General features: G+C 69.8%; 13 protein-coding genes. 7 read left to right on the forward strand and 6 right to left on the reverse strand.

Translation table 11 applies throughout. The features are described from left to right. Positions 1 to 6: 6 nt before the first annotated feature. Positions 7 to 756 carry an acyl-ACP thioesterase domain-containing protein gene (locus Q1A98_RS11420; RefSeq protein ID WP_299573370.1) on the reverse strand — a complete coding sequence of 250 codons (750 nt, stop codon included), beginning with the start codon at positions 754 to 756 and terminating at the stop codon, positions 7 to 9. A gap of 208 nt (positions 757 to 964) precedes the next feature. On the opposite strand from Q1A98_RS11420, the gene Q1A98_RS11425 reads away from it, so the two are divergent. The 5 genes from Q1A98_RS11425 (at position 965) to Q1A98_RS11445 (ending at position 4686) form a co-directional block, all read left to right on the forward strand. Beyond that, positions 965 to 1639, forward strand: a complete 675-nt coding sequence (locus Q1A98_RS11425; RefSeq protein ID WP_299573372.1) for a DUF4166 domain-containing protein — start codon at positions 965 to 967, stop codon at positions 1637 to 1639. Positions 1640 to 1691: 52 nt separating this feature from the next. After that, positions 1692 to 2132 carry an SRPBCC family protein gene (locus Q1A98_RS11430; RefSeq protein WP_299573374.1) on the forward strand — a complete coding sequence of 147 codons (441 nt, stop codon included), beginning with the start codon at positions 1692 to 1694 and terminating at the stop codon, positions 2130 to 2132. A gap of 124 nt (positions 2133 to 2256) precedes the next feature. Further along, positions 2257 to 2811 (forward strand): DUF6764 family protein, encoded by a 555-nt coding sequence (locus tag Q1A98_RS11435; RefSeq protein WP_299573377.1) that lies wholly within the window; start codon positions 2257 to 2259, stop codon positions 2809 to 2811. Between the two features lie 67 nt (positions 2812 to 2878). After that, entirely contained in the window at positions 2879 to 3820 is a 942-nt protein-coding gene (gene ppk2 / locus Q1A98_RS11440; protein WP_299573820.1) for a polyphosphate kinase 2, read from the forward strand. 41 nt (positions 3821 to 3861) lie between these two features. Next, complete coding sequence (locus Q1A98_RS11445) at positions 3862 to 4686, forward strand: hypothetical protein (RefSeq protein ID WP_299573379.1); 825 nt, start codon at positions 3862 to 3864, stop codon at positions 4684 to 4686. Here Q1A98_RS11445 and Q1A98_RS11450 read toward each other — a convergent pair. Genes Q1A98_RS11450 through Q1A98_RS11460 form a run of 3 tightly spaced genes read right to left on the reverse strand, consistent with a single transcriptional unit; the run spans position 4683 to position 9020 of the window. Next, positions 4683 to 6767 (reverse strand): prolyl oligopeptidase family serine peptidase, encoded by a 2085-nt coding sequence (locus Q1A98_RS11450; protein WP_299573381.1) that lies wholly within the window; start codon positions 6765 to 6767, stop codon positions 4683 to 4685. The two genes, Q1A98_RS11445 and Q1A98_RS11450, sit on opposite strands and share 4 nt — an antisense overlap. A 26-nt stretch (positions 6768 to 6793) precedes the next feature. Then, the gene (locus tag Q1A98_RS11455) at positions 6794 to 7750 is read right to left on the reverse strand and encodes a cytochrome c oxidase assembly protein (RefSeq protein WP_299573383.1); all 957 of its coding nucleotides are present in this window, start codon (positions 7748 to 7750) and stop codon (positions 6794 to 6796) included. 49 nt (positions 7751 to 7799) lie between these two features. Then, a complete protein-coding gene (locus Q1A98_RS11460; protein WP_299573385.1) occupies positions 7800 to 9020 on the reverse strand; it encodes an NADH:flavin oxidoreductase in 1221 nt (406 codons plus the stop codon). A gap of 113 nt (positions 9021 to 9133) precedes the next feature. On the opposite strand from Q1A98_RS11460, the gene lpdA reads away from it, so the two are divergent. Then, complete coding sequence (lpdA, locus tag Q1A98_RS11465; RefSeq protein WP_299573388.1) at positions 9134 to 10522, forward strand: dihydrolipoyl dehydrogenase; 1389 nt, start codon at positions 9134 to 9136, stop codon at positions 10520 to 10522. Between the two features lie 8 nt (positions 10523 to 10530). Continuing rightward, positions 10531 to 11415, forward strand: a complete 885-nt coding sequence (locus tag Q1A98_RS11470; RefSeq protein ID WP_299573823.1) for a 3-methyladenine DNA glycosylase — start codon at positions 10531 to 10533, stop codon at positions 11413 to 11415. On the opposite strand, the gene Q1A98_RS11475 is transcribed toward Q1A98_RS11470, so the two are convergent. Both Q1A98_RS11475 and Q1A98_RS11480 read right to left on the reverse strand, forming a co-directional pair. Next, a complete protein-coding gene (locus Q1A98_RS11475) occupies positions 11400 to 12284 on the reverse strand; it encodes a glycosyltransferase family 2 protein (RefSeq protein ID WP_299573390.1) in 885 nt (294 codons plus the stop codon). The two genes, Q1A98_RS11470 and Q1A98_RS11475, sit on opposite strands and share 16 nt — an antisense overlap. Before the next feature lie 40 nt (positions 12285 to 12324). Next, positions 12325 to 13557, reverse strand: coding sequence for a CdaR family transcriptional regulator (locus Q1A98_RS11480; RefSeq protein WP_299573391.1), 1233 nt, complete (start codon positions 13555 to 13557; stop codon positions 12325 to 12327). Positions 13558 to 13602: the final 45 nt, after the last annotated feature.

The raw sequence follows: 13602 nt of genomic DNA on the forward strand, positions 1-13602 counted from the left end.
CGCCCCTCAGTCTGGCAAGCGCGTGATCGACGCGTGGGACCGGCACTCGCCGCCGACCGAGATCCAGATGAGCACACCCGTCTCGATCGGGGCGGAGGTGATGTGGACGTCCTCGCCGACCATGATCGGCGTGTCGAACTCGACCACCAGTCGGTGCGGCCGAGTGATCAGCTCGGCGACCTCGGGGTAGACCTCGGCGACCATCTGCCAGTAGATGGCGTTGGTGACGTGCCCGAAGCGGTCGGTGTCGGTGCGTCGGATCTGGAAGGTGCGGTCGGACTCGGGCGGCATCGGCTCGCGGATCGACGGCTTCCACCGCAGACGGGTGTCGTCGGCGGTGGTCGACAGTCGGTCGATGACGTGGTCGCTCATGCGGCCGATCCCACGGGTCTCGATGTTGATGTTGATCCAGAACCCGACGGTCTCGACGAGTCCGCCGGCGTCCCCGACGATCCGCACCCGCATGTCGCACCACCGGTTCGACAGCGCCGAACACCACCGCGACACGGTGACCGTGTTCGGCCACGACACCGGCTCGATCATGTCGATGACGGTGCGACGCGCGATCCAGAACTGGTGGTCGGCCAGGGCCTCACCGTCGGCGAGGTGCAGAGCGCCGGCTTCCTGCAGATACCGCGCGACCGAGTCGGCGCCGAGGATCTCGCTCTCGTTCATGTCGCTGGTGCGGACCGGCCACTGCGTCGTGAACACGTACCCGTGGTCGGGCAGGGGTTGGAGCTGCTCGGTGAGCGGCATGGATCTCCCGGATCTCGGCGGGCGGGCGAGGACCTTCGCGCCGAAACTACCGCTCTCGGTCCGGGCCGGAGCACGAACATCACGACGGCGTGCGACTGCTGTGGTCGGCGGTGCACCGTTGTGACGCCGGTGGTGCTCGAGTGGCTACCGGGGTGTCGGGGGCGGTAGTAGATTGCACAACCATGTCGCGACGGGCCGGGGACAGCGGATGACGCCCGTGTACCGCGCTGCGCTGGGGAGCGATTTCGACGAGCTCCACCCCAACATCCAGTGGCGGTACGGCGTCGACTCGACATCGGGCATCGCCCAGGTGACCAGCGGCATCGTCGAGTCCGTCTACTGCACCTCGAAGCTGACCCCGCCCGTGCTGCGGATGTTCCGTCGCCGCAACGTGATGCCGACGACCACCAGTCGGCTGGTGCCGTTCTTCATGGACAACTACTGCTACCGCGACGAGCGGGGGCGCGAGAACCTCGCCGTGATCCGCCGCTTCGCCTACTCGAACGGTGAGCAGCGCCTGCACTCGCTGCTCGTCAACGGGTCGAACGGACTCGTCGACTACTTCGGCGACGGGCCCGACATGCTCATCCCGCTGACGCCCCGGGTCGGTCCGGGCGGATCGCTCGTCCTCGAGAGCGACCCGATGCAGATGCTCAGCCGTGGGATGAAGCTCGGGATGCGAGGCCTCTTCTCCACGTCGATGCGATACGTGGAGGAGTGGGACGACGAGGAACAGCGGTTCCGGCTCGACGCGACGGTCCGCAACGTGACCCTCGGCGAGATCATGCACTTCCGTGGGTGGTTCACCGCCGCCGATCAGCCGTGCACCATCCACGACATCCCCGACGAGGCCTGGCCGCTGCGGCTCGAGGACCGCGAGTAGCGCGCTCGCCGTTCCGTGCAGCAGCGCGACACGCACGGGGTACTTTCTCCCCATGGCCGTCCACGGAACCACCGACTTCGACATCGATGCGCCCGCCTCGCTGATCATGGAGATCCTCCTTGACGTGGAGTCTCTGCCCGACTGGTCGGGCCCCCACAAGAGCGCCGAGATACTCGAGACCGACGACGACGGTCGTCCGAAGAAGGTCAAGCTCCAGGTGAGCATGTCGGGTGTCACCGACAACGAGGTGCTCGAGTACTCCTGGACCGACACCAGCTGCTCGTGGCAGCTGGTGGAGAGCGATCAGCTCAAGTCGCAGAAGGGCAAGTACTCGGTGACCGAGAAGTCCGCGGACTCTTGCCATGTCGACTTCGAGCTCGAGGTCGACCTGAAGATCAAGCTGCCCGGGCTCGTCGTGAAGCAGGGTCAGAAGAAGGCCCTCGACACCGCGAAGAAGGGTCTCACCGCGGAGGCCAAGCGCCGCTCGTCCTGACCGCGTGCCGGTCGTGACCGGATCGATGCGTGTCCCCACCTCGGCGCGCCGACGACGCGGGTACTGTTCACCTGTCCCTGACGGTGGTCACCGTCGGTCGCATCGAGAGTGATTGAGGTAGTTCATGTTCGGGCATTCCGGTCAGTCCGTTCGTCGTCGGGTCACGCTGCGCGCCGCCGTCGTCGGTGTCATCGGCGCGGGCGCGATGGGTGTGCTGGGCGCGATCGGTGCGGGTGGGGCGGGCGCCGCGCCGCTCGTGTGCGACACCGTCGGTGACAAGCAGGTCAACCGTGTGGTCGGCGACGGATCGTGCGGGGCGAAGTCCGACGCCACCTCGTCGGCCCACGGCGAAGACCGGTCGGGCGCCGGGAGCGCGATCGGTGCCGCGGCGAACCGCGGACATGCCAACGCCTACAACACCGTTCCGGGTGGCGCCGCCCTCGCCGGCGCCAGCAACAACTCGACCGCCTACTCGGTGACCTTCGGCCCGGGCGGCTTCGCGCTCTCCCAGGCCCGCAACGGCGGGCTCACCGTCGCCGTCGCCGGCATCGGGGGCGCGACGTACGCCGGACCGGACGGCGTCCGCTGCTCGGGTGGCTTCGCCGCCGCCTACGACAGCGTCACCGGCAAGTACTGCATCGGGACCGGTCGCAACTACCTGAACAACAGCATCCGCTGAGTCGTCCGTTCACCCGGCGGCAACGTCCGCGTCGCCCACGCGTCCTAGATTCACGCGCGTGAGCGAACTGATCGATTCCCCGCGCGCAGACCTCGTCGACCTCAGCCGCACCGTGGGCCGGGAGGAACTGGCGCGCGTCGTCGATCTCGCGGACACGTCCGGCTTCACCGTCGACGACTCCGACGACGACGACCCGCGGCTCGTCGTCACCCGCGACCACGCCGTCGTCGACACCTGGCGGGAGGGCTACCCGTACGACGAGCGGATGGCCCGGAACGACTACGAGCGCGAGAAGCGCCTGCTGCAGATCGAGCTGCTCAAGCTGCAGAAGTGGTCGAAGGAGACCGGTGCCCGGCACGTCATCCTCTTCGAGGGTCGCGACGCCGCGGGCAAGGGCGGCACCATCAAGCGGTTCATGGAACACCTCAACCCGCGCGGGGCGCGTGTCGTCGCGCTGGAGAAGCCGTCGGAGCGTGAGTCCACCCAGTGGTACTTCCAGCGCTACGTCTCGCACCTGCCCGCCGCCGGTGAGCTGGTCCTGTTCGACCGCAGTTGGTACAACCGTGCCGGTGTCGAGCGGGTCATGGGGTTCTGCAGCGACAGCGCGCACGAGCGATTCATCCGCCAGGTCCCGCTCTTCGAGCAGATGCTCATCGACGACGGCATCCACCTCGTCAAGTTCTGGTTCTCGGTGACGGCACTCGAGCAGCGCACGCGTTTCGCGATCCGCCAGGTCGACCCGGTGCGGCAGTGGAAGCTGTCCCCGATGGATCTCGCCTCACTCGACAAGTGGGATCGCTACACCGCGGCGAAGGAGGAGATGTTCGCCGCCACCGACACCGACCTCGCGCCGTGGACCGTCGTGAAGAGCAACGACAAGAAGCGCGCCCGGGTCAACGCCATGCGGCACGTCCTCAGCCTCTTCGACTACGACGGCAAGGACGCCGAGATCGTCGGCGCCCCCGACCCGCTCGTCGTCGGACGCGCCCGCGACCTGCTGGGGGAGTAGCGCGTGAGCGTTCCGCGGAGCGCTCGCCTACCGTGGGCGCAGTGCGCACGCTCGTAGCCGGACTGGCCACCCTCGTCGCGATCGTCGCCATGGTGGTCGCGTTGCCCGCCCTCTGGACCCACGAGCGCATCGTGGACCGCAGCGGATTCGTGTCGTTCGTGGAGCCGATGGCCCGGGACCGGCAGATCCAGGACCTCATCGCCGACGAGCTGACCCGGCAGATCACCGACCAGACGCCTGCGCCCGAGATCCTCGTCGCGCCGGCCACCCGTCGGTACACGCAGAGCGACCTGTTCCCGCCGGACTTCGCCGACGTCCTGGGGCAACAGCACGACTTCCTCTTCACCGAGCCCACCACCGAGGCGGACCGGTCGAACGTGCTCGAACTCGACCTCACCGCGATGGTGAACCGTGTCGTCCAGCGTTTCGGGCTGCCGTCGTCGATCCGCGTCGACGGCCCGATCCGCATCCCGCTCGGGGAGTCGCAGCGCAGCGGGCTCGAGGCCGGTCGGTACGCGACCACCGGCGACCAGGTCACCCGGGCCGCCTGGCTCGCACTGGCTGTCGCGGTGATCGCCGGCCTGCTGGCGCTCGTCACCGCGCGTCGGCGAGGGTTCACCCTGGCGGTGCTGGGTGTGGGCGCGGTCGTCGCCGGTGCGATCAGTTGGGCGGCGACCGGCATCCTGCGTGACCGGGCGCTCGACGAGTTCTCCGGCGCGGACTCCTCACCCCGTCAGGTGGCCCGGATCATCCTCGATCGCGCCGGCGACGACCTCCAGCACACGGCGCTGATCACCGGTGGTGTCGGTGTCGCGGTGATCGCGGTGGGAGTCCTCGGCTCACTCGTGTTCGAACGCCGCCGCTAGACCGACCCGACGGTCTGCCACAGGAACTCGTACGCCAGGGCCGACTTGAACGCGGCCTGACGGTTGTCCGCGGCGCCGCCGTGGCCGCCCTCGATGTTCTCGTAGTACCGCACGGGATGACCGAGCTTTTCGAGGCGGGCCGTGAACTTGCGGGCATGGCCGGGGTGCACGCGGTCGTCGCGGGTCGACGTCGTCACCAGCAGCGCCGGGTAGTCGACGTCGGCCCTGACCCGCTGGTACGGCGAGTACTCGCGGATGAACGCCCACTCCTCGGGATCGTCGGGGTCGCCGTACTCGGCCACCCACGACGCGCCCGCCAGCAGCAGGTGGAAGCGGCGCATGTCGAGCAGCGGGACCTGACACACGATGGCGCCGAACAGCTCCGGGTAGCTCGTGGTCATGACACCCATCAGCAGTCCACCGTTCGACCCGCCCTGCGCGGCGACGCGTTCGTGGGTCGTGATGCCGCGGGCGACGAGATCGCGGGCGACGGCCGCGAAGTCCTCGAACGCGAGGTGGCGACCGGCCTTGAGTGCCTGTGTGTGCCACTCCGGCCCGTACTCGCCGCCGCCACGGATGTTGGCGACGACGTACACGCCTCCGCGGGTCACCCAGCTCCGGGCGGCGATGGCCGCGTACCCGGGGGTCTGCGAGATCTCGAAACCGCCGTAGCCGTACAGCAGCGCGGGACCCTGCTCGACGTCGTCGCGGCGGACGACGAAGTAGGGGATCGCGGTGCCGTCGTCCGACGGCGCGAAGAACTGGGAGGCCGAGATGCCGTCGGCGTCGAAGAACGCCGGTGTCTGCTTGAGCACCGACACCGGACCGTGGCTCGTCCCGTGCAGGAGGCTGGGCGGCGTTGTGTAGCTGCTCGCCGACAGGAAGATCTCGTCGGTCTCGTCGGGGTCGGTGTCGATCACTGAGATGGTCGCCAGCTCGGGCAGGCCGGCGATCTCGCCACGCTCCCACCTGCCGATGGTGAGCGTGTGCACCTCGGTCTGCACGTCGCGCAGTGCGACCAGCACGAGATGGGTTGTGGTGCAGCGCACGTCCTGCAGGCTCGTGTGCGGATCCGGCGCGAACAGCACGGTTCCGGTCGCGGTGCCGGCGAGGAACTCCTCGTAGTCGAAGGCGACCAGTGTCCCCGCAGGGTAGGAGGCATCCTCGCGCTCCCAGACCGAGCGGGTCAGGACCAGCAGCCAGTCCTTGCGGATGAGGGTGTGGCTGTCGTCGGGGACGTCGACGACCACCGGGCCGTCCGGGCGCAGCTCCACCGTCTCCTGGTGGAAGAAGTCCACGGCACGCACGGCGAAATCACGTTCGTGGCCGGGGGTGTGGTCATGACTGACCTGCACGGCGACGTCGGAGGTCTCGCCCGAGTAGACGACCTCGGCCTCGGCGAGCGGTGTCCCGCGGCGCCACCGCTTGACCACCCGCGGGTACCCGGAGTCGGTGAGCGACGAGGCGCCGTCGGTGTGGACGCCGAAGTCGGTCCCGACGAACACGGTGTCCCGGTCGACCCATCCGATGTCCGACTTCGCCTCGGACAGTGTGAAACCCGCGTCCGGCCCCTCGGGGTCGACCCACGTGCGGGACACGAGGTCGAACTCACGGACCACCGCGGCGTCGGCACCGCCGCGGGACAGCGAGATGAGCGCGCGGTCCCAGCTGTGCGGCAGCACGGCCGCGCTCTGCCACACCCAGTTCTCGCCGTCGCCGCGCGCGACCTCGTCGAGGTCGACCAGGACGTCCCACTCCGGGCTGTCGGTGCGGTAGGAGTCCATCGTCGTCCGGCGCCAGAGACCACGGACGTTCGTCGCATCGCGCCAGAAGTTGTAGAGGAACTCGCCGCGTCGCCGGACGTAGGGGATCCGCTCGTCGGTGTCGAGCACCTCCAACGCCCCCGCCTCCAGCTCGGCGAAGCGGTCGGAGCCGGTGAGCGCGTCGACCGTCGGCTGGTTGTGTCGACGGACCCAGTCGAGGGCGTCATCACCGGTCACGTCCTCCAGCCAGAGGTACGGGTCGTCCCCGTCGTCGCGGCCTGCGGTGTCGGTGGAGGAGGTGGTCGTCGCGTCGGTCACCTCGTCGATTGTGCTCGGTGCGCCGATCAGCGGCCGAAGCGACGCCGCAGTTCGGGGTCCGCCTCCCACCACAGGCCGCCGGCGGGAGCCGGGTCGGGGCCGTCGTCGCCGGACGGCGCGACTGCCGCACCGCGGTCACGGGCATCGCGGTCGGCGGCGTCGAGGGCCGCGTCGACCTCGACGGCGACCGACTCCTGTTCGGCACGGAACCTCCCGAACAGCGCGAGCAGGAACGGTAGGCCCACCACGTCACCGAGGACCCACAGCACGCCGGCGCCGATGATCTGGTCCGTGCGCAGCGACGGGCCCCAGCTGCGGCCGAGTGCGGCGTAATAGGCGTGGGCGATGTCGGGTCCCTGCCACAGCACCACGCCCAGCAGTCCGTCGCCGATCGTCTCGACCAGGGTGATCAGCAGCGACAACGACTGCGGCCGACGGTGCGGCACCGGGTCGACCTGAAGGCGGGTGACGAAGTAGCCGAGCCCGACGACGACGAACAGCAGCCGGGTGACGACGTCGAGGGCGTCGCCGCGCAGCACCGCGGTGTACCAGGGCGTCAGGTAGAACAGCCACGGCGTCACCAGGATGACGCCCGACGTGACCGCGGGGTGTGTCAGCGCGCGGGCGACCCGCGAGCCGAGGGCGCTGTCGAAGCGGGCGCGACCGCGCGCCGAACACGCTTCCCGCAGGACCGTCAGCGGCATGCCCAGCGCCAGCCCGAACGGCGCGACGAGCAGCAGCAGGACCACCTGGAGCGCGCGCACCCAGAACAGCGTGTCGGCGTAGGCGCCGACCGAACTCGCGGTCGCGACGAGCCACACCCCGACGCCGAGCAGGCTGAAGACGACCCCGCGGCCGAGAGTCACGTCGGACCGTCGCCATCCCCACCAGTACGCGGCGAGCGTGACGACGGCGACCACCGTGGTGACGAGGTCGAGATGGCCTGTCGTGAGGGCGGTCTCGACGGTCAGCGGGCGGATCACGGTCCCGAGTGTGCGCCGGGTCCGCGCGCCGTCGCCAACCGCGCGGGGCTTACGCGGTGATTGTCGCGTTCTCCTCCACGAGCGGCCCCGTCTCGGGCCGCAGCGGGCAGCGGGTGCGCGTGTAGATGGTCGGCATGCAGCGGTTGCAGTGGATGCATCTCGACGTCGTCGACGGGTCGGCTTCGATGCGCAGCGGCAGGTCCGGCTCGCGGAGCAGCGCGCGACCCATCGCGACGAAGTCGAAACCCTCCGCCAGGGCGAGGTCCATCGAGGCGCGGTCGGTGACGCCGCCGAGCAGGATCAGCGGCATCGACACCGCCTCGCGGAGCTGCTGCGCGAGCGGCAGCAGATAGGCGGGGCGGTAGGGGTACTTCTTGAGGAAGAACGGACCCGCGGCCGTGAGGCCCCAGCGCAGCACGCCGTGGAAGGTGGCGGCGAACTCGGCGCGGGGCGCATCGCCGTGGAACAGGTACATCGGGTTCAGCAGCGAACTGCCGGCCGTCGGCTCGATCGCGTCGAGATGCCCGTCGCGTTCGAGCAATTGCGCGACGGTGCAGGCGTCGTCGGGCATGAAGCCGCCCGGCACCCCGTCGTACATGTTCAGTTTCGCGAGGACCGCGACGGAGTCGCCGACCTCCTCGCGGACGGCCTGCGCCATCTCGCGTGCGAAGCGTGCCCGGGCGACCACGGATCCGCCGTAGGCGTCTTTCCGGCGGTTGAGCAGCGGGCTGAGGAAGCTGCTCGCGAGGTAGTTGTGGCCGAAGTGGATCTCGAGCGCGTCGAAGCCGCTGTCGACGGCGATGCGTGCCCCGTGCCTCGCGGTGCGCATCAGACCGGCGATCTCCTCGGTCGACGGGCGACGACACACCGCCATCGACGAGGGTGCGACGCCCATCGGGGCCGGGATGCGCGACGGCGCCAGAGCCCGCGCGCGGTTCGAGAGCGGGTTCGCGACCGGCCCGGCATGACCGATCTGCGCGGAGGCCAGGGCGCCCTCGGCGTGGATCGCGTCGGTGAGACGCCGCAGGCCCGGCGCGGCGTCCTGGCGCAGCCAGATCTGGTGGCGGTCGGTGCGGCCCTCGGGGCTGATCGCGAGGTAGGCGACCGTCGTCATCGCGACCCCGCCCGCTGCGATCTCCCGGTGGAACTCGACGAGATCGTCGGTGACGAGCGCGTCGGGGGTGCGACCCTCGAAGGTCGCGCACTTGATGAGGCGATTGCGCAGCGTCAGAGGTCCGAGCCGCGCCGGGCTGAAGGGGGAGACGGCCATCCCTGACGGTAACCCCAGAAACGAGAACATGTTCTAGAAACGCTCGTCGGGAGGCTGTTCGCCGTGCGCGATCCCGACTGCGTGTGGCAGGCGTCGCAACGTAGGCTGAGCGCGTGGCAGAACACTTCGACACAGTTGTCCTCGGCGCAGGTCCGGGTGGGTACGTCGCCGCGATCCGGTGCGCCCAGCTCGGCCAGAAGGTCGCCGTCATCGAGGAGAAGTACTGGGGAGGTGTCTGCCTGAACGTCGGGTGCATCCCGTCGAAGGCGCTGCTGCGCAACGCCGAGCTCGCGCACATCTTCCACACCCAGGCCAAGACCTTCGGGATGTCCGGTGAGGTCTCCTTCGACTTCGGCGCGGCCTTCGACCGCAGCCGCAAGGTGTCGGAGGGGATCGTCAAAGGCGTCCACTTCCTGATGAAGAAGAACAAGATCACCGAGATCGACGGGTACGGCGTGTTCACCGGCCCGAAGGCCATCACGGTCGGCGACGACCGTGAGCTCACGTTCGACAACGTCATCATCGACACCGGCTCGTACGTGAAGCTGCTGCCGGGGGTGGAGCTGTCGGACAACGTCGTAACCTACGAATCGCAGATCCTGACCCGCGAGCTGCCGAAGTCCATCGTGATCGTCGGTGCGGGCGCGATCGGCATGGAGTTCGGGTATGTGCTGGCCAACTACGGCGTCGACGTCACGATCATCGAGTTCCTCGACCGCGTCCTGCCCAACGAGGACGCGGACTCGTCGAAGGAGCTCGCCAAGCAGTACAAGAAGCTCGGCGTGAAGATCCTGACCTCGACCAAGGTGAACAAGGTCGACGACCAGGGGTCGCAGGTCGAGGTGTCCTACACCGACGCCAAGGGCAACGACGACTCGGTCACCGTCGACAAGGTGATGATGAGCGTCGGGTTCGCCCCGCGTGTGGAGGGCTTCGGTCTCGACAAGGCCGGCGTCGAGCTGACCGAGCGCGGCGCCATCGCGATCGACGAGTTCATGCGCACCAACGTCGACGGCATCTACGCGATCGGTGACGTCACCGCGAAGCTGATGCTCGCCCACGTCGCCGAGGCGCAGGGCGTCGTCGCCGCGGAGACCATCGCCGGCGTCGAGACGATGCCGCTCGGCGACTACCGGATGATGCCGCGCGCCACGTTCTGCCAGCCGCAGGTCGCCTCGTTCGGACTGACCGAGCAGCAGGCGAAGGACGAGGGTCACGAGGTCAAGGCGACCCAGTTCCCGTTCACCGCGAACGGCAAGGCGCAGGGCCTCGGTGAGCCCGGCGGGTTCGTCAAGCTCATCACCGACACGAAGAACGACGAGCTGCTCGGCGCGCACCTGGTGGGCGACAACGTCTCCGAGATGCTGCCGCAGCTGACGCTCGCGCAGAAGTGGGACCTGACGGCCAAGGAACTGGCGCGGAACGTGCACACGCACCCGACCATGTCCGAGGCCATGCAGGAGACCTTCCACGGCGCGATCGGCCACATGATCAACCTCTGACGCCGGTGATCGACGGGGCCGACCGCGTCCGCGAGTGGACGCCGTCGTTCCCGCTCGACATCCGTCGGACCCTCGCGCTGCACAAGCGCGGTGGGTCGGACCCGACGCACCGGATCCGCCCCGACGGTTCCGTGTGGCGGACCAGCCACACCCCCGACGGGCCGGGCACCCTCGCCATCACGCGCCACTCGGGTGTCGTCACCGGCCACGGCTGGGGTCCGGGCGCGGACTGGCTGCTCGACCACCTGCCGTCACTGCTCGGTGCCGACGACGACCCGTCGGCGCTCGTCGCGCGCGACCCCGTCGTGGCGGAACTGATGCGCCGCGGTGAGCACTCCGGCATCCGGCTCGGTCGCACCGACCGCGTCTGGGAGGCGTTCGTCCCGGCCGTGCTCGAACAGAAGGTGGTCGGCAAGGAGGCGTGGCGTGCCTGGCGACATCTGCTGCGGCGCTTCGGCGTACCGGCTCCCGGCGCCCCTGACATGCACGTGTGCCCGCCGCAGCGCGAGTGGGCGTCGATCCCATCGTGGGAATGGCATCTCGCCGGTGCGGAACCCGTCCGCATGCGAACCGTCCGCCGCGGCGTCGCGTTCGACGTCGAACGCCACCACGAACACCTGCGCACGCTGCACGGGGTCGGTCGCTGGACGGAGTCCGAGGTGCGGTGTCGCGCCCTCGGCGACCCCGATGTCGTGCCCGTCGGCGACTACCACGTCTGCAAGACGGTGGGGCAGACGCTGATCGGACGGCCCGTCGACGACGCGGGCATGTTGGAGCTCCTCGAGCCGTACCGCGGCCAGCGGTACCGCGTGGTCCGCCTCATCGAGCTCTACGGCACCCGGCCCGAACGCCACGGTGCCCGGATGTCGATGCGCGACTACCGCGGGTTCTGAGCCCGGCCGATCGGCGAGGCGCGGTGGTCGATTGCCCGATCGATGATCCTCGCGACCGAGAACCGCCGGGCGGCGGGATCCCAGGCTCGGTTGACAGGCAGCTTGGCCATCGTGAGTACGAAGGTCGCCGTGTCCATCAGCAATGACACGGCGAACATCCGCCACTGGTGGTGCAGCGCGTACGTGCGCGGCCCGCAGGCCGCGTACCGCACAAAGCTCCGCGGACCGGTCAGCAGACGACGTCCCGACACGACCGCCGACATCCCGGGGACCACGATCGCCGCGTGACCGTGCGCCCGGAGCAGCAACCACCGGTCGAGGTCCTCGAAGACGTCGCCGCGCACGCTCACCTCGTCGGCGATCTCCGTCCAGGCCGAACGGCGGATCACCGAGTTGGCCCCGCTCAGCCCGGGTGCGAGGACGGGACGGCCGGTGCCGAGACCGCGGCGAGCGGCCCTGTCGAGGCGCGCGTTGCGCCGGCGGTACCGCCCTTGGAACGGCAGGTCCCACAGGGGGATCGGCGCGGTGCCCGCCATGACCGACGGATGATCGCCGAATGTCTCGGCGATCGCCGACGCCCATCCGGTCCCGACGAGGGTGTCGCTGTCGACGCTGGCGATGAGGTCGCCGCGGGCCTCGGCGAAACCGCGATAGCGCGCGTGCGCGACACCCGGGGTGGGCTCGTGCAACAGCCGGATGCGGGGATCGTCGACCGCCGCGGCGCGGACGCGGTCCGCCGTGTCGTCGGTGCTGGCGTTGTCGACGACGACGATCTCGAGGACCTCGTCACCCTGACGGGACAGGTGCCGAAGGCACTCATCGATGCCCGACCCCTCGTCGAACGCCGGTATCACGACCGATATCGACACCCGCCCAGGATAGGGGCCGCAAGGTCGCGTCCGTGTCGGGTCAGGCCCGCGCGGCCACCGCGTCGTAGGCGAGGATCGCCGAGCGTGCCTGGGTGATGGCACGGGGCTGACTGAGGTCGAGGCCGATCGCCGCCGCCACCCGGGACATCCGGTTGTCAACGGTGTTCGGGTGGACCTCGAGGCGGCGGGCGGTCTCGCGGCGGTTCATCCCGCATGACATGTGGACCCGCAATGTCTCCAGCAGATCGGCGTGTGAGGTCAGCGGCGCGATGAGCGCGGCCAGTGCGTCGCGGGCCGGTCCCGGGCGGGTGATCTGGTACTCGATGACCAGGTCCTCCATCGAGTAGAGGCCGGGTTCACGGTCGATGGACCGGGCGAGGTCGAGCAGCTCGTCGGCCCGTGCCACGAGTTCCGGGAGGTTCTCGGCGTCGCCGACGACCGTCGTGCACAGCAGCGCCGACCCGATGGCGCGGGTGAGGGCGTCCGTCACCGAGGTGTCGAGCCGGTCGGCGTCGTCGGTGACCGGGAGGACGACGGTGCCGCCGGCCTCGCTGAGGATCGTCAGCGCCGAGGGACCGAGGACGTCGGCGACACCCCGCGACACGGTGGTCGCGGCCGGGCCCGCGCCGGCCTCGGCGTCGAGGACGGCGATGGACAACACCTGCCACCGATCGGAGACGGGCAGCCCGAAGTCACCGGCCCGACGGACGTCGACCTCCCCGCGGATGGCGGCGGTGACGAACTGTTCCCACGGCGAGGGGTCCGGTGCGGAGCGCTCCAGCGCGGACGCCTCGGCGAAGATGGCAGACGCGTCGGCGAGCAGCGACCTGCGGACGGCGACGATCGACGACATGGTCGCGACCACGAGAGCTGTGTCGTCGACGGAACGGGTCGCCGCGTCGGCCGCGGCGTCCACGGCGGCTCCGATGACCTGGATCGTCGCGGCGAGGGGGACGCCGGCCCGTGACCACTCGACGACGGCCGCACGGATGCGACGACACGACGAGGTGTCCACGAGGTGCGGTCGGCGGATCGAGACGTCGTCAAGGGTGCGCCGCACCGCGCCGTCGAACGTCGTCCGCGCCTGTCGTGTCTGGGCGAGCGCGGTGTCGCCGGAGCGGGGCGGCCCGCCCGCGACGGCTGCGGCGACGACCGACCGGATGACGGTGGCCAGCACCTCATCCCAGTCACCACGGTCACGACATGCGCGCGCGAGGGCGGTGAACTGCGACGAACCGCCTACGGCGGCCGCCGAAGTCTTGTCGAGCTGCATCGTGTGGACCCCCAACTGGACACACCCTCCCCGGTGTGTCCGACC

The organism is uncultured Williamsia sp. (genome assembly GCF_947494875.1).
Classification (GTDB): Bacteria; Actinomycetota; Actinomycetes; order Mycobacteriales; family Mycobacteriaceae; genus Williamsia_A.

Coding starts and splice junctions, on each gene's coding strand:
- Q1A98_RS11435 (WP_299573377.1), top strand. CDS start 2,257: ATGTTCGGGCATTCCGGTCAGTCCGTTCGTCGTCGGGTCACGCTGCGC.
- Q1A98_RS11430 (WP_299573374.1), top strand. CDS start 1,692: ATGGCCGTCCACGGAACCACCGACTTCGACATCGATGCGCCCGCCTCG.
- Q1A98_RS11460 (WP_299573385.1), bottom strand. CDS start 9,020: ATGGCCGTCTCCCCCTTCAGCCCGGCGCGGCTCGGACCTCTGACGCTG.
- Q1A98_RS11480 (WP_299573391.1), bottom strand. CDS start 13,557: ATGCAGCTCGACAAGACTTCGGCGGCCGCCGTAGGCGGTTCGTCGCAG.
- Q1A98_RS11425 (WP_299573372.1), top strand. CDS start 965: ATGACGCCCGTGTACCGCGCTGCGCTGGGGAGCGATTTCGACGAGCTC.
- Q1A98_RS11420 (WP_299573370.1), bottom strand. CDS start 756: ATGCCGCTCACCGAGCAGCTCCAACCCCTGCCCGACCACGGGTACGTG.